This window comes from Bradyrhizobium sp. BR 1432, assembly GCF_051547705.1.
GTDB classification, from domain to species: domain Bacteria; phylum Pseudomonadota; class Alphaproteobacteria; order Rhizobiales; family Xanthobacteraceae; genus Bradyrhizobium; species Bradyrhizobium zhanjiangense.
In genome coordinates this window covers 6,454,308-6,475,552 of record NZ_JBPUGF010000003.1, presented here as the reverse complement: position 1 = coordinate 6,475,552, position 21,245 = coordinate 6,454,308, and the positions used below count along the sequence as shown (strand labels likewise).

Here is a 21,245-nt window from a genome sequence, read left to right as displayed (position 1 = left end):
TTCCCTTTCCCTGTCACAAGGATGGATCCAATTGGGTCGATCGATCGGGCAAAACGCACGCCGACATTCAGCCTACCCATTGGCGCATATGGGGTCATCCACGCTGATCCGTCGCCGCCGCAATGCCTCCGGGAAAGCGATGCTCGGGCAAGATGGTACATTCCCGTCATTGCCTGCCTTGAGCGCACGCACGGAACTCTTGCCGTAGCCTGATCCCGGAGCATGATTACCCGCAGGACAGGCAAAGGCGCGCTCGTCGGGCCCGCCGCGGAACGGAACGCACGATCGGCCCGTTAATTGCTCAAGGGCGGCGCAGACAGGGAGGAGCAGACCATGAGGGCTCCCACCACCATCGCCGCGCTCGCGATCTTACTCGGCGCGCCCGCAGTATCGCTCGCGCAACCGGGTGGGCAAGGTGCGGTTGAATTGAGCGACGGCACAACGATATCGCAACGTCCATCCCTGCCGAAACTCAGCCTCACCAACGCGCAGCGCGAGCAGATCCGCAAGACCGTGCTGACAGAGCATAACGAGATCCAATTCCGGCTGAAGACCACCCAGCCAGCCAGGGACTTTACCCCTGCCGTTGGCGCAACACTTCCAAAAGGCGTAAAGGCTCAAGGACTGCCAGCGCAGGTGCTCGCGCAATTGCCAGAGCTGCGCGATTATATGTACGTCAAGATGAAGGATCAGGTGCTGATCGTGAACGGCATGACCAACAAGATTGTCGATATGTTCTCGGAGACGCAACCACTGTCTTAGCCCAAGGTCTTGGCGCAAGACATTCGACAGATCGGGCATGCAGGTAGATTCTAGATTGTGAACCCATAAAGTGGGAAGGGCCGCATTGTAGAATGACGAATATGCGCCAAGCCTTGAGTGCATTATGCGCCATCGATAGTCCGTTGCGCGACTGGCTTACCTCTGCGAGTTAGTACATCTAGCCCAATCCAGGAACGCTTAACTATGCTCACCGTCTATGGCGAAGGTCGTGGCTTCCGTGTTGTTTGGCTGCTCGAGGAATTAGGATTGGCTTATCGGCTGCGCCCGGTCGATCTGCTCGCAGTCGAGAATGATCGCGATTTCCTCGCGATCAACCCCGCCGGCTTCATTCCCGCACTGCAGGACGGCGAGACGATCATGGTCGAATCGATTGCGATTCTTGAGTATCTGCTCGCCCGCCACGGCTCAGGTTCGCTTGCCGTCGCCCCGGACGATCCCGCCTTCGCTTCCTATCTGCAATTTCTCCACTTAGGCGAGGCCGGGCTCGCCGGGCCGATGAACGCCGTCTTTGTCGGTCGCGAACTGGCGCCCGAAGCCGAGCGAGATGCCCGGGTTACCCGCTGGGCCCTCGAGACCTTCGAGAGCCGGCTGGGGTTAGTTATTCGCCGCCTCGCGGATTGCCCTATCTCGCCGGCGACCGATTCACTGCTGCCGATATCTCGGTGAGCTACGCCCTCCTGCTCGGCGTGCGAACTGGCAACTACGTCCCCGGTTCTACCGAGCGGGACTATCTCGCCCGCACGACGGCACGCCCTGCCTACGTCCGAGCGATGGAAAGCTGCCAGGCCACCAAGGCTTGGGCGGCGAGATCACCGGGATTGTAGTGCTCGCTTCATCGGAGCGGCCAAGCGCCTGGTTGAGTAATTGCGAAAAGTTCCTCATGGGCGTCTACCAATTGGGGGCTTCCAGCTTGCACTGAACTCTGATTCACGCGCGGCATGAGCCGATATGATCTAACCGACTTCGAGTGGCGCGTGATCGAGCCGCTCCTGCCCAACAAGCCGTGTGCCACGAGTGGACGCCCGGCGGGTCGTCGTCGATGCGCGAGGGCTCCCAATTCGGCTCGGCCTGACCGCCGGGCAAACGCATGACGGCCAGATCGCCGACACGCTGCTCAACCGTCTTCGTCCACGCACCATCGTGCTGGCCGACAAGGCCTACGACGCCGACCGCATCCGCGAACTGATCCAGGATCAAGAAGCCACTCCTAACATCCCGCCGAAGAGCAACCGGCGCTGGAAACCCTGCTTTAGCAAATGGGTCTACCGCGAGCGCAACCTCATCGAGCGGTTCTTCTCAAAGTTGAAGCACTTCCGCCGCGTCGCCACCCGCGACGACAAGCTCGCCACCAACTTCCTCGCCATGGTCCAACTCGCTTCAATCCGGCTGTGGCTCCGCGCTTACGAGTCTACTGCCTAGTCCTTCTTCGGGACATTCGCCGCGAACGCCTTCATAAGCGCGGCATCCATCGCCTTCCCCTTGGCATCCTCGGCGAGATGCTCGAACCACTTCGCAAAGCCTTCATAGATCTGGCTGGCCGGATGATCCGGACCCAAGAATCCCGAAATCTCCCGCATCTCGGCGACCCAGCGATGCGCCTTCGGGATCATGTCCGGCAGCGCCACTTCGAGGCGCGCCAGAATTGCAGGCTGGCTGAGCGCGAGCTCGTCGCGCAGCGCGTCGGCCGCGCCCGCTTTCGTGGCCGCGATCACCATGGCCGAGCCGATGCCGGCGAGGCCCTTGACGATACCGGCGTAGGACATTTTGAGCGCAGAGGCCGCGCCGACCGGGCCTTCGACGATCCGCACGTCGAGGCCGAAGTCCTTCAGCACCGCGACGTCCTTGGCGTGCTCGCCCGACATGTAGAACGCCGGGCTCTTGCCGCCTGGCTGCGGCGGAAAGCCGATGATGCCGGCATCGACGAAGGGCGCCTGGGCCGAGCCGATGATCTCCTCGATCCTTTGCACGGTGTCGACATTGACGGCGTTGCAGTCGACCACGACCGGCTTCTTCTCGCGCCGGACGATCAGCGCGGCCAGCCGTTCAGCCAGCGCCACGGCTTCGCCCGGCGGCACGATCGAGAGGATGATGTCGGCTTCGGCGAGCGCGTCGTCCTCGGCGCCGATCATGCCGGCGTCCGCCGCCCGTTTCAGCGTCGCCTCGCTCCGCCCCTTCAGTGATGTCAGCACCCGCGCGCCATTCTCGCTGAGGCGGCGAGCCACGGCGCTGCCCATGGCACCGGGCGCGAGGATCGCAATGGTTTTGGACATCATGCACTCCAGGTCGAATTCCGAACGATACGATCAGTTCAACCGGAGACTAGCAGAGGACGCGAACGCCTGCGTGAACGCGGCCATCCCGCGCGGGAATGGCCCTACTCCACTTTCGCAGGCTGCTGGGGTTGGAGCGCAGACGCGTTGGCGATGCGTGCGGCGTTCGCCACGCCCGCGAGCGCGGCGGCCTTCTTCGGATCTGGTGCCGAGCCAGGCTGCACCACGCCGGCCGACATGATCAACGTCGCGGCATCCTCGGCACTGAGGTCGACCTCGATGATCTTGCTCTTCGGGACGTAGAAGAAGAAGCCGGTGGTCGGGTTCGGCGAGCACGGCAGGAACACCGAGACGTGCTCCTCCTGTCCCGGCAGGTTGCGCGCGATGTCCTCGTTCGGCGATTGCGAGATCAGCACGATCGACCACATGCCGGGTGAGGGAAACTCGACCAGGCCCACTTTCCGGAAGCTCGAGCCCTTGCCCGAGAACAACGTCTCGAACACTTGCTTGAGGCCGCGGTAGATGGCGCGCACAGCCGGAATCCGGCCGAGAAAGGTCTCGCCGACGTCGACCAGCGTCCGGCCGATCAGGTTGGCCGCGAGGAAGCCGACCAGCGTCAGCGTGAAGAATGCGACAATCAGTCCCCAGCCGGGAACACCATAGGGAAGATAAGTTTCGGGTCGATAGGCCAGCGGCACGAACGGTCGCACCACGCCGTCGACCCAGGTGACGAACCACCAGACCAGATAAAGCGTGATCGCGATCGGCCCCGTCACGACGAGGCCAGTCAGGAAATAATTGCGAAAACGGCCCATCAGGCCGGTATGCGGTTCCGGGACGGGATCAAGTGGCGCAGGCGCGTCGTCGCGGGGGGTCATTCGGGTTCCAGGTCGGTCGCAGCACACAAGCTAGGGTCTTCTAGCAGGTTTTGGAAGACTGCGACCAACCGATATCCCTTGTGCCTATTCCACGGTCACCGATTTCGCGAGGTTGCGCGGCTGGTCCACGTCGGTGCCCATCACCACGGCCGTGTGATAGGCGAGCAGCTGCACGGGAACGGCATAGACCATTGGCGTGAATGCCCCCGCCATGTCGGGCATCACGATGGTGACGAGAGAATCGACGGTCGCCTCCTCCGCGCCCTTGGCATCGGTCATCAGAATGATTTTGCCGCCGCGGGCGGCGACCTCCTGCATGTTCGAGACGGTCTTTTCGAACACCCGGTCATAGGGCGCGATGACGACGACTGGCATGGTCTCGTCGATCAGCGCGATGGGTCCGTGCTTCAGCTCGCCGGCAGCGTAGCCTTCGGCGTGGATGTAGGATATCTCCTTCAGCTTCAGCGCGCCTTCGAGCGCCAGCGGAAAACTGGTGCCGCGGCCGAGATAGAGCACGTCGCGCGACTTCGCGATCTCGCGCGCCAGACGCTCGATCTCAACCTCAGTGGTGAGCGCATCCGACATCAAGCGCGGGATCTCGACGAGGCCATGGACGAGCCTGGTCTCATCCTCGTCTGACAATTCGCCGCGGGCCTTGCCGGCCGCAATTGCAAGATTTGCGAGCACCATCAGCTGGCAGGTGAAGGCCTTGGTCGAGGCGACACCGATCTCGGGTCCCGCCAGCGTTTGCAGCACGGTCTCGCTTTCGCGCGCGATCGTCGATGTCGCCACGTTGACGACGGCGACCGTGTGCACGCCCCCGGCTTTGGCATAGCGCAACGCCGCCAGCGTGTCGGCGGTCTCGCCGGACTGCGAGATGAAGATGGCGAGATCACCCTTGCGCAGGGGCGCTTCGCGGTAGCGGAATTCGGAGGCGACGTCGACCTCGACCGGCACACGCGCAAAACGCTCGAACCAGTACTTTGCAACGAAGCCGGCATAGCTCGCCGTGCCGCAGGCCGTGATGTTGATGCGCTGGATGGTCTTGAAATCGAATGGCAGCTTGACCGGCAGGGAGACTCGCTCCGTCGCCATGTCGACATAACGCGCGAGCGTGTGACCGACCACTTCCGGCTGCTCGTGGATCTCCTTCGCCATGAAGTGGCGGTAGTTGGCCTTGTCGACCAGCGAGGTCGAGGCCGCGTGCCTGATCTTGTCGCGCTGGACGGCGTGGCCGTCCTTGTCGAAGATCGTTGCGCTGTTGCGGGTGAGCACGACCCAGTCGCCGTCCTCGAGATAGCTGATCGTCTCGGTGAACGGTCCGAGCGCGATGGCGTCGGAGCCGAGATACATCTCGCCGTCGCCATAGCCGATCGCGAGCGGCGGGCCGTTGCGGGCGCCGATCATGAGGTCGTCGTCGCCGGCGAAGATGAAGCCGAGGGCGAAGGCGCCGCGTAAGCGCGCCAGCGTCAGCTTGACGGCCTCGACCGGCTTGTTGCCGCGCGCGAGCAGATCGTCGACGAGGTGCACCACGATCTCGGTGTCGGTCTCGGTGTGGAACACCGTGCCCTTCGTCTCGAGTTCCTCGCGCAGCTCGCGGAAATTCTCGATGATGCCGTTGTGGACCACGGCGACGCGCTCGGTCGCGTGCGGATGGGCGTTGTTGACGGTCGGCTTGCCGTGGGTGGCCCAGCGGGTGTGACCGATGCCGGTGGTGCCCTTCAACGGCTCTGCCTCGAGCCGCTTTTCCAGGTTCTTCAGCTTGCCCTCGGCGCGGCGGCGCTCCAGATGCTTGCCTTCGAGTGTGGCGACGCCCGCGAAATCGTAGCCGCGATATTCGAGACGTTTGAGCAAATCCACCAATTGCTCTGCAACCGGCTCGCGCCCGAGAATGCCGACAATCCCGCACATGCGGATCACTATCCCCCAAATCGCCGAAAAATCGCCTAAACGACGCGGTCGGTTTTAGCGAAACTCCTACGGAACCAGATACTCAATAATTATTGCTGATTGAGACAGCGCCAGATCACACCGAGCCTCGCCTGCGTCGATTTGGCCGGCCTTTAAGCTCGCACGTTAACTCACTGTCAACATGTTTGGCTAACAATTCCCGCCCAGGAGAGACGGCCATGAGAAGCTCATCCGACCGCAAAGGCCTGTCGTCGATGTATCTGCGCGCCAGCGAGACCTCGGGCACGCACCTTGCGCATTGGCCGCCGCCCCTGCGGGGCAAGGAAAACAAGCCCCTCTTCATCAAGCATCCCGAAGGCGAGCCGGCCAAGCGCGCCAAGCCGCGCGGCTGGCGCCTGACCCGCGCGATCTTCTCCGAATTCGCGGACGAATAGCCTCGCTCACTTCTCCGGCTTCTTTTCGAGAGTCTTGCCGCCCGTCTTCATCTCGCGATAGCGCGCAGCACCGCCTTCGCGGATGGTCTGCTGGTTGCGCTCCAGCGCCATCGCATCGTCGGGCACATCGCGGGTGATCACCGAGCCGGAGCCGATATAGGCGCCGTTGCCGATTTTGACGGGGGCGACCAGCGAGGAGTTGGTGCCGACGAACGCACCCTGCCCGATCACCGTCTTGTGCTTCCCAAAGCCATCGTAGTTGCAGGTGATGGTGCCTGCACCGATGTTGGACTTGGCGCCGACGATCGCATCACCGATGTAGGCGAGATGATTGGCCTTCGCACCCGCCTCGAGAGTCGCGGCTTTGGTCTCCACGAAGTTGCCGATCTTGGCACCTTCGCCGAGCGAGCTGCCCGGCCTCATGCGCGAGAACGGACCGACAGATGCGTTCTTGCCAATCGAACTCTGCACGATGTGCGAGAAGGAATGGATCACCGCGCCGTCGGCGATCGAGATGCCCGGGCCGATGACCACGAACGGCTCGATGGTCACATCCTTGCCGAACACGGTGTCGGCGGACAGGTACACCGTCTCCGGCGCGACCAGCGTGACGCCGGCCTCCATCGCCGCTTTGCGTAAGCGCGCCTGCATCACGCTTTCCGCTTCGGCGAGCTGCGCCTTGGTGTTGATGCCACGCACTTCATCTTCACTGGTCTCGATCACGACCGACTCCCATCCCTTTTCGCGGACGATGCCGACTGCGTCCGTCAGATAATATTCGCCCTTGGAATTGGCATTGCCGATCTGCCCGAGAATTTCGAGCGCGCGGCGACCGTCGATCGCCATCAGGCCGGCGTTGCACAGATCGATCTTGCGCTCCTTTTCACTGGCATCGGCCTCTTCGCGGATCGCGACCAGGCGGTCGCCCTCGACGATGAAGCGGCCATAGCCGGAAGGATCGGCGGCGCGAAAACCGAGCGCGGCGATCGCGGCGCCCCTGGCGAGCGGTTCGCGCAGCCGCGCGAAGGTTTCGGCCGAGATCAGCGGCGTGTCGCCGAACGCAATCAAGAGATCATCGACGCCCCGCGCGATCGCCTCGCGCGCTGCCAGCACCGCATGCGCGGTGCCCAGCCGCTCGGCTTGCACGAAGGTGAGCGCATCGGGGCGGCCGCGCTTCGCCTCCTCCGCAACTGCCTGATGATTGGGACCGATCACGACTGCGAGCGACGTGCCGGTTCCCTTTGGCGCGGCGGCGAGCACATGGGCGAGCAGCGTCTGATGTGCGACGGGATGCAGCACTTTCGGCAGGCTCGATCGCATGCGCGTGCCTTCGCCGGCGGCGAGCACGATCGTGAGGCTGGAACGGGCGGTCATCGAAATCCTGTCAGATACGGCCGAATCAAGTGGTGCGGCGGACGGCAGGCCGCCCTGATGCTCCCGCCTTGCTACCCCCGCAAACGCCCGGAATTCAAGTGCGGGGCGTATTTCCTGTTAATGTTCCCTGATTGATTCGGGGAAGCCGGACAGGGCTGGGCACTTAACGTTCATGGCAAAGGATTCCGACCCACTGGCGGATGCCTTCGGCACCAAGGAGACCGGCGGGCTGCTCTCCGGACTTTTGGCCGAGGAAAGCGCATTCGACCGGCGCATGATGTGGCGGCTGGGCTCGTGGGGCGTCGCAGCCGTGGGGGCCGTCGTCATCGCCGTGATGGCCAATCAGGCCCAGCTCAGCTGGCGGCGCGACCAGGTCGCCTCCGCCGATCTCGCGCGCCAGGCCGACCGGCTCCAGATGCTGACCAAGGAGAGCCAGAACGAGGCGCGCCGGCTCGCCGCCGCCATCGAGACGCTGAACAGCGATCGCGACCGGCTTTATTCACGCGTCACGGTGCTGGAGCAGGGTCTCGATTCCGTCACCGGTGCCATCGCCAAGCAGGGCGCCGCGCCGTCGCAAGGCGCCAAGCCGCAGGATGTCGCGCCAGCGACCGCAGCTCCCAGCGTGGCGCCGGTCGCCTCGACGCCAGCTCCGGCGAGCGAGAAGCCGCGCACTGAAGCCGCCAAGGAAACTGCGAAGGATACTCAGAAGGATACTGCGAAGGACACGCCGAAGGCGCCTGTGAAGGAGTCCTCGAGCCCGCCGCCGCAGACCGCGGCTGCCGCCTCGCTCGTGCAGCAGTCGCCGGCCACGACATCGGCGCTGCCGACCCTTCCGCTGGTGCCGTCCAAGTCGATTATGGCGCCGCCGGATCCGGCCGCGTCCAAACTGATTCAGCCCGAGGCAGCTGAGAAGGCCGCCGAGAAGAAGGCCGAGCCGGCTCCTGCTCCAACCGAGGTCGTCGTGGCAGCAACGAAGCCGCCGGAAGCAGCCGAGACCGAAGCCCCCGCGATCGCAGTCCAGCAGACGCGCTTTGCGATCGACCTCGGCGGCGCCAACTCGATCGACGGCCTGCGCGCACTCTGGCGCGGCGTGACGAAATCCAATCCCGAAGTTGGAGCACTGCGGCCGATCATCATGATCAAGGAAGGCGCCACCGGCCTCGGCATGCAGCTCCGCTTGGGTGCCGGTCCTCTGATCAACGCCGCCGCCGCCGCAAAACTTTGCGCCGGCCTCACCGAGAACGACCGCCATTGCGAGACCACCGTATTCGACGGTCAGCGCCTGTCGATGCGCGGCGGCCAAGAGAAGTCGCAAGAGAAGGCGCAAGACAAGAGACAAGAAAAGACTCAGGACAGGGTTCAGGAGAAGAGCTCCGAGAAGAACCAGGACGCGGCACCGCAAGCCGAAACCGCGCCCGCGCCCAGCGCGAAGCCCGAGAAGCCGCAGCGCCGCCACAACTACTCCTCGAAGCGCTCGTCAAAGCGTGAGGAGCCCGCGCCTGCACCCGCGGCCCAGCCGGCGCCGGCGAAGCCGGAGACGGCATCAGCGTCTGCGGGATCGACGCTGTCGTCGTTCTTCCGGCGGTAGGTCAGAATTCGCTTCCACCTGAACGCGCGGTGAATGCCGGCGTGTTCCTGTGCGCTTCGATAGACTTAAATTTCGGTCCACCACCGAAACCAGCCATCGGCTGCCAAGTTATCACGGTTCTGAACCGGAGCGGCCGACGCGCGACATCGCTCGTGCCCGCGTCCATGACCAAGGAGAAGTACAAGTGAAGAAATTGATCATCGCGACGGCCGTCGTTCTGGCGGCATCCTCGGCGCTCGCGCAAACGACGAAATCGCCGGGCGCTTCGAGCAACGCGCCCGGTCAGCAGATGCAGAACACGACGAAGCCTTCGACAGCTCCCGGCACCTCCGAATACGCGCCCGGTCACCAGACCAATACCGCGGGACCGGGCCACTCGGAAAGCGCGCCCGGACAGAAGATGCAGAACACCACGGGCTCGAGCACCAAGAAGAAGTGAGGCTGCGCCTCGCCTTTGTAATTTCGATAGCCGGCGCCTGATCAAAGGATCAGGCGCCGGTCTGCATTTGGAAACAGAGCCGGAAGACGTAGGGTCGAATTTGATGGCTCTTTGCGCACGCGATGATTTACTCGATGCGCGCCTTTTCCTTCAGATCCCGAATGCGCATCTCCGCTTCATCCCTGGACTGGACGATTTCCGACCAATCCTCCACCCGCGCCTCCTTGCTCAACCTCTTGAGCTCGTTCAGCTGCTCCTGAGTTGGCTTGTCCATGCTCACTCCTTGAAGGCAACATGCGTTGGACGTCATAACATTCAGAACTCAGCCCGCCCCTCGCGTGTTCCCAAAGGCTGCCCGGGCGAGCCAAACCAACAGAAACATCGCCTGCCCTGTTGCCTGCCCGCGCCATCCCGACCATATTGCCCCCATGAGAAAAAAACCCTTCCGCCTCACGTCCTACCAGGTGCAGTTCCTGATCGTCGTCGGCTTCGTTTCCGTCGGCTATGCGCTCTATCTGCGCTACCTCGCGATCGAGCTGTCGCAAGTCGCGCTCGCCTGCGATGCCGGACTTCAGACGCTGATCTGCAAGGCGCGCTCGGTCTCGACCGTGCTGTTCAAGAATTCGGTGTTCGGCATCGTCGCGCTGGTGGTTGCGACGCTGAACCTGATGCGGCCGTCGATCGTTTTGCTCACCGTCGGCGTCATCGCCGCTGGCCTCGGCATCGTGCTCTACAATGTCGTGCTGTCGGGCCTTGCGATCGGCCTGTTCATTCTTGGATTTGCTCGGCCCGCGCCCGCCACAGCGTGAGCGCAAACAAAAGGTAGATCGCGCAGGTCCACAGCGACTGCCAATTCTCGCGGCCCTCGTTGAAGAGCACAAAGACGGCCGACAGCGCCAGCACGCCTGCGAACACCGCCTCCGCGATCGGACGCTGACCGATCTGCGGCCGGTTCAACATCAAGAGCGCGAACGGCACCACCGCCATCGTCAGCGCGGCGTAGGGAAAATCCTTGTAGCGCGGGTCGAACACGAAACCGAGCGCGGTCTGCGCCGCGATCACCGCGGTCACGGCCAGCGTCAGGCCGAGCACGGCGGTGAGCTTCGACCATTTCCGGCCCTCGCGCGGGCCGAGCAGATCGAGGAAGGTCGGGAGGCTGCGGCCGATCACCATCGCCTGCGCGCAGAAGATCGGCGACAGGATGCCGGCGAGTAGCAGCGCGCCCCAGAGCAGCCAGCCGCCGATGCCGTAGCTCTCGTAATACATCTTGTCGGCGCCGATCCCGAGCAGGATGCCCGCCGTCGTCGCCGAGATGCCGACACCGAGCCAGGCCGAGAAGCGCGGCGTCCAGGGCCGCCGGCGCAGCGTGAGACCGGCCACCGCGAACACCAGCACGCTGAGGCCCATGCCGGCGCCCATGTACCATTTCCAGTACGGGAAATTGCTGATCGGCTCGCCCGGCGGATATTTCAGGCTCCGGCGCACCGAGTCATACAGACCCCAATAGCCGCCGACGGTGCCTTCCAGCTTGCGCTTCCACGGCTGGTCATAGGACTCGATCAGGTTGACGCGGAACTTCTGTGCCTTCGCAAGGCTCAGGATTTCCGAGACGACGCGCGCCTGGTTGGTGCGCGACGGCAGCGCGCCGTCGCGCATGCGCCCCTCGCTCGGCCAGCCGGTTTCGCCGATCAGGATCTCCTTGCCCGGAAACGCCACCGCCATGCGCTCGCGGATCGCCTCGACATGGCTCGCTGCGAATTTCGCGCGCACCGGGAAATCCTCCCAATAGGGCAGGATATGGATCGTGACGAAGTCGATGGCGTCATAGACCTCGCGGTTCTTCAGCCAGTACTCCCAGACGTCGGCATAGGTGACGGGCACACTGACCTGCGCCTTGACCGAGCGGATGATGGAGACGAGGTCGGCCGTGGTCATCTCGCCGCGGAGCAGCACCTCGTTGCCGACGATCAACGCGGTGATGATGGACGGGAATTCCTTGGTGAGGCGAACCGCGAGCGCGGCCTGCTCGAAATTCTTGCTGCGGTTGCTGGAGAGCCAGATGCCCTGGAGCACTTTCAGCCCGCCGACCTTGGCGGCGATCGCCGGCACCTGGTCGAGCCCGTTCTCCATCGAATAGGTGCGGACGCAGTCGGTGATCTGCTTGAGCTGGCGCAGGTCCTGCTCGATCTGGTCGGCGTCGATATGCGTCCACGCATCCAGCGGCGACTGCTCGCCGCGGAACGGTGCGTAGGAGACGCATTGGACCTTCTCGGCGGGATCGATCGGGGCACGTGCGAGCGTGATCGGCGTCGCCAACCACCACCACACGGCAGCAATCGCACCCAGTGAAACGAGCAGAAGCGCCAGTGGCGTACGAAGAGAAATCGGTTCCGTCCTCCGCGAAGGGCCCGTCGATTACCTGCTTGCACGCCGTCTGCCAAGGGGGTGTCCAGGTGCGGATCAGTTCCTCCCCCCAACGGATTTTTTGCTGCGGCCGTTCGACCGGGGCCTAGCATCGTGACTTTGCTGGACAAAATTCCAAATACAGGTCATGGACTCCCAAGGACTTTTCCGCCGCATTGGAGACCCATTTGGACGCCATCACCGGCGCGTCCGCGAGGTCGGGATGCGGACGGTCAGCGGACATATTGGGGAATTCATGCGGCAACGGGTGTTCGAGTTACGAAATGCGGTCCTGCGGCAGTTCGCCGCCACCTTGGCCGTCTCCTGCCTTCTCGTTCTCGCCGGTCTCGGTGGCGCCTACGCCCAGAGCGGCTCGCCCGCCCCCGACCAGAGCAAGGCCGCCGCCCAACCCGCCGACGCCGCCAAGGACGCCGCCCAGAACCAGCGCCGCACCGACGAATTCGCGGAAGCGGCCCAGGTCATCAACGGCCCCGCCGGCAATCCCGAATGCGTCTGGCTCGGCCGGCGCGTGGTGCGGCTGATGTGGCGGGATGATCTCGATACCGCGTTCCGCCATCTCGACCTCTACGACCGTTTCGGCTGCCCCGGCGGCCACATCCAGGCCGCCTTCCGCTGCCTGACCCGCTTCGGCGGGCAGATCGACCCCAAGGTCGCCGAGACCCTGGACAGCCGCGTGCACGCCTGCTGGATCAACCCGGCCTCCCAGCCGCAGCAGGCGAGCGCCTCGCAAACTGCAGCGCCGGCTTCAGGCAATTCGCAAGCTCCCCAGCCGGCCGCCAGCCCCTCGCCTGCGCCAAGCCCGACGCCCGCGCCCCAGAAATAGCCGCGATCGTTTCAGCTGTCGTTCAGGAACGATCGGCCATAGACACGGTTGGCACTGCCACGCATCGTTCGAAAAGGCCATGCCCTCATAAGGACATGAGGCCATGACAGTTGTGAAACCGCGCGGCAGAGGTATGCTCCCTTTGCCGCGGACTCGGTCGGATCTCGGGGTCGGATCCGCTGCCCTGCCACCTCAGCCCCTATTGGTTTAGCCGCGATGCGCGTTGTCGCCGCCGTTCTGTTGCTTGTGTCCGCGCTCCACGCCGGCCTCTGGGGAGTCCTGCGCGACAAGGAACCCGCGCCTGATTTCAAGGGCCTCTTGCCCAGCGTCTCCTACGCACCGTTCGAGGGCTCGGCCCACCCCGACATCGACAACATCCCGACGATCGAGAAAATCCGCGCCGACCTGAAAACGCTGTCGACCATGACGCGCGCGATCCGCCTCTATTCGTCCACCGGCGGTGTGGAGCTGGTGCCGCCGATCGCCGCCGAATTCGGCCTCAAGGTCGCGGTCGGCGCCTGGATCGACAAGGACAAGGATCGCAACGAGCGCGAGATCAAGGCTGCGATCGAGCTCGCCCGCAAGAACAGCAACGTCGTCGGCGTCGTGGTCGGCAACGAGGTGATCTACCGCGGCGAGCAGAAGGTCGAAGACCTCATCAACATGATCAAGAAGGTCAAGGGATCGGTCCGCGTGCCGGTCACGACCGGCGAGATCTGGAACATCTGGCGCGACAATCCCGACCTCGGCTCCAGCGTCGATTTCATTGCCGCCCACGTGCTGCCCTATTGGGAAAACTTCCGCTCGGACCAGGCGGTCGACCAGGCCGTCGACCGCTATAACCTGTTGCGCAACCTGTTCCCCGGCAAGCGCATCGTGATCGCCGAGTTCGGCTGGCCGAGCCAGGGTTACAATTTGCGCAACGCCGATCCGGGCCCGTTCCAGCAGGCGCTGATCCTGCGCAACTTCGTCAGCCGTGCCGAAGCCATCGGCATGGAATACAACATCGTCGAGGCGATCGATCAGCCCTGGAAATTCTTCGAAGGCGGCGTCGGTCCGTACTGGGGCATCCTCAACGCCAGCCGCGAGCCGAAATTCGCCTGGACCGGCCCGGTGGAGAACCCCGACTATTGGAAGCTGATGGGCATCGCACTGCTGGTCGGCATCCTGCTGTCACTGCCGATCCTGCGGCTCGAGAAACCGACCGCGAAGCAGGCCTTCCTGCTGTCGGCAACTGCCAACGGCGTCGGCGCCTGGGCCGCCACCGTGTTCGCGTTCTGGAACAGCCATTATTTCATTTTCGGCTCGGCCTTCGCGCTGACGCTGGGCATGATCCTGCTCGTTCCGCTCGTCCTCATCGCGATGGCGCGCATCGACGAGATCGCCGCGGTCGCCTTCGGCCGGCCACCGCAGCGGCTGATCACGAAGGGCAAGCCGGTCGAGAACGTGCCGGAGAATTACTACCCGAAGGTCTCGATCCACATCCCGGCGTACTTCGAGCCGGTCGAGATGCTGAAGCAGACGCTCGATGCGCTGTCGCGGCTGAACTATCCGAACTACGAATGCGTGGTCATCATCAACAACACGCCGGATCCCGCCTTCTGGCAACCGATCCAGGACCATTGCCGTGCGCTCGGTGAACGCTTCAAGTTCATCAACGCCGAGAAGGTGCAGGGTTTCAAGGCCGGCGCGCTGCGCATCGCCATGGACCGCACCGCGGCGGATGCCGAGATCATCGGCATCCTCGATGCCGACTATGTCGTCGATCCCGACTGGCTGAAGGACCTCGTGCCGGCGTTCGCCGACCCGCGCGTCGGCCTGGTGCAGGCGCCGCAGGAGCATCGCGACGGCGGCCTGTCGATCATGCACTACATCATGAACGGCGAATATGCCGGCTTCTTCGACATCGGCATGGTCCAGCGCAACGAGCTCAACGCCGTGATCGTGCACGGCACGATGTGCCTGATCCGCCGCGCCGCGATGGACATGGCCGGCGGCTGGTCGTCGGATACGATCTGCGAGGACTCCGATCTCGGCCTTGCGATCCAGGAGCTCGGCTGGACCACCCACTACACCAACCATCGCTACGGCCAGGGCCTGCTCCCCGACACCTACGAGGCCTTCAAGAAGCAGCGTCACCGCTGGGCGTATGGCGGCCTCCAGATCGTGAAGAAGCACTGGCGACAGTTCCTGCCCGGCAAGAGCCGGCTGACGCCCGACCAGAAGCGCGAATATGGCCTCGGCTGGCTGAACTGGCTGGGCGCCGAAAGCCTCGGCGTGGTCGTGGCGCTACTCAACCTCGTCTGGGTGCCGATCGTCGCCTTCGCCGACATCGCCATCCCCGACAAGATCCTGACGCTGCCGATCATCGGCGCCTTCATCGTGTCGCTGGTGCACTTCCTGTCGATGTACCGCGCCCGCGTCGCGATCAAGCCCGGCCAGATGCTGGGCGCCATGATCGCGGCGATGAGCGTGCAATGGACGGTGTCGCGCGCGGTCGCGCAGGGCCTCATCACCGAGCACATCGCCTTCGCCCGCACCTCCAAGGGCGGCCTTAGCAGGATGTCGATCGAGTTCCAGGCGTTCTGGGAGGCCGTGATCGGCACCCTGCTGGTGATCGGCGCCGGCGTCCTGATCGCCAGCAACAGCTTCCGGCAGATCACCGAGATCTACGTCTTCGCCGGCGTCCTGGTGTTGCAAAGCCTGCCGTTCCTGGCCGCGGTCGCCATCGCCATCCTCGAGCTTAGCCGGATCAACTCGTTCCAGTTCTGGCGCGACAGCGCGATCCGCTCCGCCGAGCTGATCGGCCTCCGCCCGGTCGCCCTGCCGACCCCCGGTACGCCGCAGCCGGTGCCGAACGAGGTCCGGCGCGAGGCGAAGTGACGGGCGCCCGAAACTCGGGCGCCTGGACCCCGTGATTAAAAGTCACGTGCTCTTCAGCGTGGATGACCGCCCGCCAATCAGGTTGAAAATCCCAAGCTAAGCCGCGGGGATGCCGATGGAATCCCCGCCCCTGCCAAGAACTTCGGCAGCGACCCGCACTATTGACCTCCGCAGCCACTCCCCCTACACAGCGCGGAAGCATGATCCGGAAACAGCCGGTTTTCCCCGCAACGCAAGTCGAGCGTGGCGGCAAGACATGCTTCTCGAAATGACCGAACACGATGGCGTCCGTCTTCAAGCCATCAGCGGCCATGGGAGCGCGTAGCTCAGCCGGTAGAGCACGTGACTTTTAATCACGGGGTCCTGGGTTCGAGCCCCAGCGCGCTCACCAAGCCAAATCAAATATTTAGCCCGGAATACGAGCCGACCTAAAAAGTGCTCTGTGGGCACTTGTGTTGGCAAATCGACTGCTGCGCTCAGCGCGGGTGAGTCAATTTGACTTAACGACACCGCGGGCCCGCTAATTCCATCCTGCCCTGGGTTGGCAGAGGGGCTGGTTATGGATGCGGTGTCGACGGTGGGCTGGGTCGTTCTGGTCGTCGTGTTTGTGGGGTGGTAGATATAGCGAGCGGTCGCTTCCTAAATGCAGCGGCCAGGGTGAACCGCCGGCGCCCGTCCCGTTGGCTGCCTGACGTATTCCCCTATTACCGGACACGGCGCCGATCTGACCACCACCCGTGAGGCCTTCACGCGGTGGATTTTGTGTTTTTGATCGGCCGCCACCGCTCAGTATGATGCCCGAGTAAGCCAGTCACAGTTTACCGTGGAGTGGCACAATGACGCATAACCTCGTAGCCGTGTGTGTCGTCGTGGCCTTAATTATCATGGCCTCGATTGGCTTCGCTCAAAAGCACCATCAATGTTGGAACGGTCACGTGCTCAAAAATTGGCGGCACGGGCACGTGCTCATAACCCGTGAGCCCTGCGGATCCGTTGGCCCCTCCATATAGAACCGCCGCCCTCGGAGCTTTTCCCACCCACAACGCGCAGTAGCTCGCGCGACGGATGAGCCCCAAGGGATTGATAATTTGCGAGGTACTTACAATGCCGCTTTGATTGCGGCATGCCTCGCCCTGCACGCCGCCACACTTCTACGCACGCCGCCGGCCGGCCGCAGTAGACCAGGACTCCGCGCAAGCCCATCTCGCGCATCTGGCCGAAGGTGATCTTGAGCCGCCATTGCAGCCATCACGTGGCTCTGAACGCCGATCGCTGGCCTGACGATGTTCACTTGTCTGATATCGAGCCGCGTTTCGTCTGCGGCGAATGGGGCAGCCGCAGAGCTGAGGTCAGGCCCATTACGACCATTGCGGTGACAGTGCACTTAATGTGCCACGGAACGGGTGCCCATTGTTAAGTGCATTGGCACCGTAATTCCCTGGGTTCGAGCCCCAGCGCGCTCACCAATCAGCTCCAATAACGTCGCGAATAGCCAACCAGCAAAGCTCGTGGGCATTGTGCTGGCAAATCGACCATCGGCTCCGGCGATCTCGGGCTCGCCCGACGATTCTGTTCGTGACGGAGACCAAGCCATCACGATTGAACTGGGGCAGCGTGCTCACTTGCCAGTTCCGATCATTCTGCTGCCCAGGCCGACTGCGTCGTCGCAGAACTTGGAAACACACAGACACACATTGCAATAGTTCAACTAATCGTCGAGATTGACGCCATATGCATCTGAACTGATCGCGAGAGACAAGAATTGAGCTGTAGTCAGTTTACGTTGGATGGATCAAAGAACGACACGTCGTTAGCCCTGGATGCACTGCGCGCCATCGCAGCCCAGATGGTCTGCATCGGTCATGGCATCTCGTTCTTCCTGCCAGAACTCCGCCAGTCCGGGCTCCCTCTGCCCAGAATGTCGGCGTGTTACTGTTCTTCGTGCTTTCTGGATTCCTGATTAGTTATACGCTGCTCGAGAAATCGAGAAACCCCAGCTACACTTTCTTGCAGTTCTTCATTGATAGAGCCGCCCGCATCTACTCTGCCCTTGTGCCATGCCTTTTGCTTGTGGTCCTCGTGGACACGGGGACCATTTGGCTCATTGGCGATCGCGTCCTGGAGGGTAGTCGAAGTCCGACGATCTTTCTCGCCAATTTGCTGATGATCGAAACCTACCGCGGTCCGCTTGAGCACCTGAGCCTGCTACGATGGCCGATCATTGGTTCTGCCAGCCCGCTCTGGACACTGGTGATCGAGTGGCACATCTATCTGTTCGTTGGCGCGCTGTTTTTCATTGGGGCGACGCCTGCCCGGGCGGCTGTCCTGATCCCGATAGCCATCATTTTCGGTCAGATCCCCCTCCACTACATGTTTGGGGCTCTCCAAGAGGACAACGGTCTCGGTCGATCCCTTTTTGCCCTGTGGCTGGCAGGCGCTTACAGTTATGTCGTCCTGAGGTCCGTTGCCTTGCAAAGCAGGACGCTGGGCGCCCTGCTCGCCGTCGGCTCGATCGTCGCCTATGTGGCGACGACCCGCGCATATCTCGAATACAAGCCCATAACCTACCCCTTCCTCGTGCTCTTTGTTCTAGGAGTCGTCGTGGCGACGCAGCCAAGACGGATCGTCGCCTCTCCGTGGCCTGCAAAGATCGTCCGGTTTTTCGCCGGGTATTCCTTCACCCTCTATCTCATTCATCACACCCTGATGTATCCGGCCTTCCTGCTCTGGAAAGATGGCGGATGGCTGATCTTTATCCCAGCCGTCTTGGTAGCGAATGTTGTCGCTGCAGTCGTTGCCACGTACACCGAAAGCCGGCACAAGCAGCTTGCGCAATGGCTCCAGCGTAGGATCTCGCGTATTCAATTCTATGTCCGCGGCGAGCCAGGCATCCGGATCCGCGATGCCCAATGAGCGCGATGCTGTGGAAGCACTTGCGACCATATTACGGTGACAGTGCTGTCACCGTAATTTGGAGCGGTTCGCATGTTCGAGTGCGAGTGCGGCGAACAGACTTGGACCGAGGATAAATAGTTAGGCCGCCAACTGAGGCGGCCTTAATTCATTTTGCGGCGGAGCTTCTTGGCTAGCTTCCTTTGGTCGTCGCCGTACTCTTTGGCAGCTTGCCGCGCTTGCTTGGTGCGATCTCGGAAAGTGTTTGGAGGAGGCATCTTTGCTATCGCTTCTTCCAGTTCGACCGCGATAGCCCTGTAGCGCGCGAGCAGCCTTGCGAACACGTTGCGCTGGAGCTGACTCTTTGCGGCCTTCTGCATGCGCTCGCATTCTGCGATTTGCCCGCGAAGTAGTTCTAAGTGGGCTTGCATGCCTTTCATGACATCATCGCGGGCGAAGGGTCACGGTCCTGGAGCGCCCCTCCCAAATCGTCGTGCGTGAACAGAGCTTGTGAATGTTGTCAGTACTGAGAATGAATTAGGACACTCCCAAAATCAAGTTAGGACACTGAGGGTTAGATACGGACGGCAGCCGACCGCGCATGAGAACTATCGATGGACCAGGACAAAGGCCCGCCCGTAGCTGGCGGGCCGTGTCACACACCTGTGGCATGGCCGTTGCACAGTCGAAACCAACTGGGATTTCAGTGCTCAGTTTGAGAAGGAAACGCTGCCGGGACATGTATTTCGAGCCCGGCAGCGTCTTGTTTTAGGACGAGTGGGACAGCCGCCAGCGTGAACCGGCGAGCCGTCCGAAGATGTCCCGTTCGACCTGCTTAGATTTGCTTTCCGCGCATGCAATTGATCACAAACTCTCGCTTTGCGCGACCTTGTCCTTTCATAATCCCACCCGCACTCGAGAAACCACGTTCGCTAGCGAGCTGCTTGCATCTTTCCAAACTTTGGGGGAGCCTCCGCGAGGCGTGCTCTGCTGCGCCTGTCCAGCGCCGGTGGTCAGAGCCAGAGTGAGGGAAGCAATTGAAATCAGCCTAATCATTAAACAACTCCCTACATGAACGATGATCTAATCATTGCAAGGAAAAGATCGGGATGCTTCGCGCCGGAGCCAGTAATGCAAAAGTGGCGGACGCTCGGCACCACGGCCACAGAGTACTTACGTTTGTCGATAACCAGCTTAGTTATCGGCGATCGACGCGATGGCGGCGGCTGCCGATCGCTCGTGGATTGTAGCACAGGGGCCCACCAGCGTGAACCAGCGAGCCTCCACTGCCCTTAGCGCAGCTCTTCCAGCATCAGTACGCCATAGAGCTTGGCCAGCAGGAGGCTTCCCTTAATCGCCCAACAGGCGAGCCAAATTCTTCACGTCGACCCGCTCGTCCGTGATGCTCCAGAGACAGACATGGCCCACTCCGCTTGGCGCAGAATTGCGCGCGTCGAGGCGGCACCTAGGGTCGCGACGGGTCAAAGACTCAAAGGTGCCAATCCACCGCTTGAGCCGGATATTCGGCATAGGAACGTTTCGACCGGCAGGGAATCCTACAGGCGCAATCCATCCAGTGTTCCCTGTGGATCAAGCGATGGAAAAAGCGCTCGCATACGCCATCTCGGTGGCCCTCGTCGGCTTCGGTGTCTTGATCTTTTTCGCCGGCCTGTCCTCCAGTTCGCCTGCCTTATGGACAATCGTTGCGCTGGTCCCGATCACCATCGGGCTCGTGAGCGCCTTTGGCCCCATGTGACTGGACGTGGAAATCAGGCCTCAGATCAGTCATTGCTCGCTGGGCGGCCGCGCCAAGTGCTTTTTTGGGCGATCGGGTTTTGCCGATGATGATTTGGGCTTAGCAGTCCGGCGAGTTGCTGCGGCCGGTTTGCGGTCGACGCTATGCCCCTGTTGCATGTGCTCGGCTGCGATGACGCGGGATCGCAAATTTTCTAACTCGGAAAGCCCGGAAACAAGCTCGTCGACACGCTGCTTCAGAACAGCGGTGCGATCACAAGCGCCCATTAAACGCCCCCACGACACCCAAGGACCCGGCCGGACAGCCGGGAAAACTATGCAATCAAGAAATGCGGTGGCGAGGCGATGGTTCCCGTTGAAAGTGCTGCGCCGTGGTGACGGCCCCGGCCGTGGGGGCTTTTGGGTGGGTCGAGGCCGGGGCCGCTGGAGGTGCTTGGACCTTTGGGGAAGGCCAAAGCCCACCGAAGACTAGGAAAAAGCGGCAACCACGTCTGTTCGCTTTCGTACATTGCCTGTACCGTTCCATTACGGAGAGCGGAGTCATTGCAAATGAAGGACTATCTGGCCCAGCTCGAGAAACTCCGGAAAGATGCGGCCGAATGCGCCCTGATCCGCGATCTGGCAACCGAACCCGCCAAGCGCGAACTGTTCGACCGGCTTGCGAGCCACCTCACGGTCCTGGCTGACCAAGTTGAAACGGCGATGCTCGAGTGGTCATGGACTTGATGCCGGCGGCGATCAGTCGCCACACGAGCATAGGCCCGTTCGCTTACTGGGTCGCGCGGATATAT

At 62.5% G+C, this 21,245-nt stretch carries 17 protein-coding genes, 1 tRNA gene and 2 pseudogenes; 13 read left to right on the top strand and 7 right to left on the bottom strand.

All coding sequences use genetic code 11. The annotated features are described in order from the left end of the window. The first annotated feature begins 333 nt into the window (after positions 1–333). The 3 genes and pseudogenes from ACSKB8_RS31450 (at position 334) to ACSKB8_RS31440 (ending at position 2,202) form a co-directional block, all read left to right on the top strand. The gene (locus ACSKB8_RS31450; RefSeq protein ID WP_438108278.1) at positions 334–762 is read left to right on the top strand and encodes a hypothetical protein; all 429 of its coding nucleotides are present in this window, start codon (positions 334–336) and stop codon (positions 760–762) included. Positions 763–966: 204 nt separating this feature from the next. Then, positions 967–1,607: pseudogene (locus tag ACSKB8_RS31445) on the top strand (glutathione S-transferase family protein). A gap of 114 nt (positions 1,608–1,721) precedes the next feature. Then, a pseudogene (locus ACSKB8_RS31440) lies at positions 1,722–2,202 on the top strand (IS5 family transposase). On the opposite strand, the gene ACSKB8_RS31435 reads toward ACSKB8_RS31440, so the two are convergent. The 3 genes from ACSKB8_RS31435 to glmS all read right to left on the bottom strand — a co-directional run bounded on the left by ACSKB8_RS31435 (position 2,199) and on the right by glmS (position 5,842). Further along, positions 2,199–3,053 carry a DUF1932 domain-containing protein gene (locus ACSKB8_RS31435; RefSeq protein WP_438108277.1) on the bottom strand — a complete coding sequence of 285 codons (855 nt, stop codon included), beginning with the start codon at positions 3,051–3,053 and terminating at the stop codon, positions 2,199–2,201. The pseudogene ACSKB8_RS31440 and the gene ACSKB8_RS31435 overlap by 4 nt on opposite strands. Positions 3,054–3,157: 104 nt before the next feature. Beyond that, positions 3,158–3,931, bottom strand: coding sequence for a DUF502 domain-containing protein (locus ACSKB8_RS31430; protein ID WP_091894454.1), 774 nt, complete (start codon positions 3,929–3,931; stop codon positions 3,158–3,160). 84 nt (positions 3,932–4,015) lie between these two features. Continuing rightward, on the bottom strand, positions 4,016–5,842 hold the full coding sequence (glmS, locus tag ACSKB8_RS31425; RefSeq protein WP_438108275.1) for a glutamine--fructose-6-phosphate transaminase (isomerizing): 1,827 nt from the start codon (positions 5,840–5,842) through the stop codon (positions 4,016–4,018). A gap of 218 nt (positions 5,843–6,060) precedes the next feature. On the opposite strand from glmS, the gene ACSKB8_RS31420 reads away from it, so the two are divergent. Further along, positions 6,061–6,276, top strand: a complete 216-nt coding sequence (locus ACSKB8_RS31420) for a hypothetical protein (protein ID WP_128941160.1) — start codon at positions 6,061–6,063, stop codon at positions 6,274–6,276. 6 nt (positions 6,277–6,282) lie between these two features. On the opposite strand, the gene glmU is transcribed toward ACSKB8_RS31420, so the two are convergent. Next, positions 6,283–7,650 carry a bifunctional UDP-N-acetylglucosamine diphosphorylase/glucosamine-1-phosphate N-acetyltransferase GlmU gene (glmU, locus tag ACSKB8_RS31415; protein ID WP_438108273.1) on the bottom strand — a complete coding sequence of 456 codons (1,368 nt, stop codon included), beginning with the start codon at positions 7,648–7,650 and terminating at the stop codon, positions 6,283–6,285. A gap of 172 nt (positions 7,651–7,822) precedes the next feature. Between glmU and ACSKB8_RS31410 the strand changes: the two genes are divergently transcribed. Then, complete coding sequence (locus tag ACSKB8_RS31410) at positions 7,823–9,238, top strand: hypothetical protein (protein WP_438108271.1); 1,416 nt, start codon at positions 7,823–7,825, stop codon at positions 9,236–9,238. A 184-nt stretch (positions 9,239–9,422) separates the two neighbouring features. Then, entirely contained in the window at positions 9,423–9,677 is a 255-nt protein-coding gene (locus tag ACSKB8_RS31405) for a hypothetical protein (RefSeq protein WP_438108269.1), read from the top strand. 127 nt (positions 9,678–9,804) lie between these two features. Here ACSKB8_RS31405 and ACSKB8_RS31400 read toward each other — a convergent pair whose 3' ends face one another. Next, on the bottom strand, positions 9,805–9,951 hold the full coding sequence (locus tag ACSKB8_RS31400) for a hypothetical protein (RefSeq protein WP_164934922.1): 147 nt from the start codon (positions 9,949–9,951) through the stop codon (positions 9,805–9,807). A gap of 154 nt (positions 9,952–10,105) precedes the next feature. On the opposite strand from ACSKB8_RS31400, the gene ACSKB8_RS31395 reads away from it, so the two are divergent. Next, entirely contained in the window at positions 10,106–10,486 is a 381-nt protein-coding gene (locus ACSKB8_RS31395; RefSeq protein ID WP_438108267.1) for a hypothetical protein, read from the top strand. Here ACSKB8_RS31395 and ACSKB8_RS31390 read toward each other — a convergent pair. Beyond that, on the bottom strand, positions 10,446–12,005 hold the full coding sequence (locus ACSKB8_RS31390) for a beta-(1-6) glucans synthase (protein WP_370987260.1): 1,560 nt from the start codon (positions 12,003–12,005) through the stop codon (positions 10,446–10,448). The two genes, ACSKB8_RS31395 and ACSKB8_RS31390, sit on opposite strands and share 41 nt — an antisense overlap. A gap of 331 nt (positions 12,006–12,336) precedes the next feature. On the opposite strand from ACSKB8_RS31390, the gene ACSKB8_RS31385 reads away from it, so the two are divergent. The 4 genes from ACSKB8_RS31385 to ACSKB8_RS31370 all read left to right on the top strand — a co-directional run bounded on the left by ACSKB8_RS31385 (position 12,337) and on the right by ACSKB8_RS31370 (position 18,720). After that, a complete protein-coding gene (locus tag ACSKB8_RS31385; protein ID WP_370987471.1) occupies positions 12,337–12,924 on the top strand; it encodes a beta-1-3, beta-1-6-glucan biosynthesis protein in 588 nt (195 codons plus the stop codon). 216 nt (positions 12,925–13,140) lie between these two features. Beyond that, positions 13,141–15,807: a glycosyltransferase gene (locus tag ACSKB8_RS31380; protein ID WP_438108265.1), complete on the top strand. Its 2,667-nt coding sequence runs from the start codon at positions 13,141–13,143 to the stop codon at positions 15,805–15,807. A gap of 315 nt (positions 15,808–16,122) precedes the next feature. After that, positions 16,123–16,198: transfer RNA gene (locus ACSKB8_RS31375), tRNA-Lys, on the top strand. Between the two features lie 1,400 nt (positions 16,199–17,598). Continuing rightward, on the top strand, positions 17,599–18,720 hold the full coding sequence (locus ACSKB8_RS31370; RefSeq protein WP_438110760.1) for an acyltransferase family protein: 1,122 nt from the start codon (positions 17,599–17,601) through the stop codon (positions 18,718–18,720). 143 nt (positions 18,721–18,863) lie between these two features. Here ACSKB8_RS31370 and ACSKB8_RS31365 read toward each other — a convergent pair whose 3' ends face one another. Next, positions 18,864–19,139, bottom strand: a complete 276-nt coding sequence (locus ACSKB8_RS31365; protein WP_091897849.1) for a hypothetical protein — start codon at positions 19,137–19,139, stop codon at positions 18,864–18,866. Between the two features lie 1,157 nt (positions 19,140–20,296). Here ACSKB8_RS31365 and ACSKB8_RS31360 point away from each other — a divergent pair. Both ACSKB8_RS31360 and ACSKB8_RS31355 read left to right on the top strand, forming a co-directional pair. Further along, on the top strand, positions 20,297–20,455 hold the full coding sequence (locus tag ACSKB8_RS31360) for a hypothetical protein (RefSeq protein WP_164934919.1): 159 nt from the start codon (positions 20,297–20,299) through the stop codon (positions 20,453–20,455). A 548-nt stretch (positions 20,456–21,003) separates the two neighbouring features. Beyond that, a complete protein-coding gene (locus ACSKB8_RS31355) occupies positions 21,004–21,180 on the top strand; it encodes a hypothetical protein (protein ID WP_438108263.1) in 177 nt (58 codons plus the stop codon). The last annotated feature ends 65 nt before the right edge of the window (positions 21,181–21,245 follow it).

Excerpts from the sequence above, each read along its gene's own strand:
- ACSKB8_RS31450 (WP_438108278.1), top strand. The coding sequence starts at position 334 with ATGAGGGCTCCCACCACCATCGCCGCGCTCGCGATCTTACTCGGCGCG.
- ACSKB8_RS31435 (WP_438108277.1), bottom strand. The coding sequence starts at position 3,053 with ATGTCCAAAACCATTGCGATCCTCGCGCCCGGTGCCATGGGCAGCGCC.
- ACSKB8_RS31430 (WP_091894454.1), bottom strand. The coding sequence starts at position 3,931 with ATGACCCCCCGCGACGACGCGCCTGCGCCACTTGATCCCGTCCCGGAA.
- glmS (WP_438108275.1), bottom strand. The coding sequence starts at position 5,842 with ATGTGCGGGATTGTCGGCATTCTCGGGCGCGAGCCGGTTGCAGAGCAA.
- ACSKB8_RS31420 (WP_128941160.1), top strand. The coding sequence starts at position 6,061 with ATGAGAAGCTCATCCGACCGCAAAGGCCTGTCGTCGATGTATCTGCGC.
- glmU (WP_438108273.1), bottom strand. The coding sequence starts at position 7,650 with ATGACCGCCCGTTCCAGCCTCACGATCGTGCTCGCCGCCGGCGAAGGC.
- ACSKB8_RS31410 (WP_438108271.1), top strand. The coding sequence starts at position 7,823 with ATGGCAAAGGATTCCGACCCACTGGCGGATGCCTTCGGCACCAAGGAG.
- ACSKB8_RS31400 (WP_164934922.1), bottom strand. The coding sequence starts at position 9,951 with ATGGACAAGCCAACTCAGGAGCAGCTGAACGAGCTCAAGAGGTTGAGC.
- ACSKB8_RS31395 (WP_438108267.1), top strand. The coding sequence starts at position 10,106 with ATGAGAAAAAAACCCTTCCGCCTCACGTCCTACCAGGTGCAGTTCCTG.
- ACSKB8_RS31385 (WP_370987471.1), top strand. The coding sequence starts at position 12,337 with ATGCGGCAACGGGTGTTCGAGTTACGAAATGCGGTCCTGCGGCAGTTC.
- ACSKB8_RS31380 (WP_438108265.1), top strand. The coding sequence starts at position 13,141 with ATGCGCGTTGTCGCCGCCGTTCTGTTGCTTGTGTCCGCGCTCCACGCC.
- ACSKB8_RS31365 (WP_091897849.1), bottom strand. The coding sequence starts at position 19,139 with ATGAAAGGCATGCAAGCCCACTTAGAACTACTTCGCGGGCAAATCGCA.
- ACSKB8_RS31360 (WP_164934919.1), top strand. The coding sequence starts at position 20,297 with ATGGAAAAAGCGCTCGCATACGCCATCTCGGTGGCCCTCGTCGGCTTC.
- ACSKB8_RS31355 (WP_438108263.1), top strand. The coding sequence starts at position 21,004 with ATGAAGGACTATCTGGCCCAGCTCGAGAAACTCCGGAAAGATGCGGCC.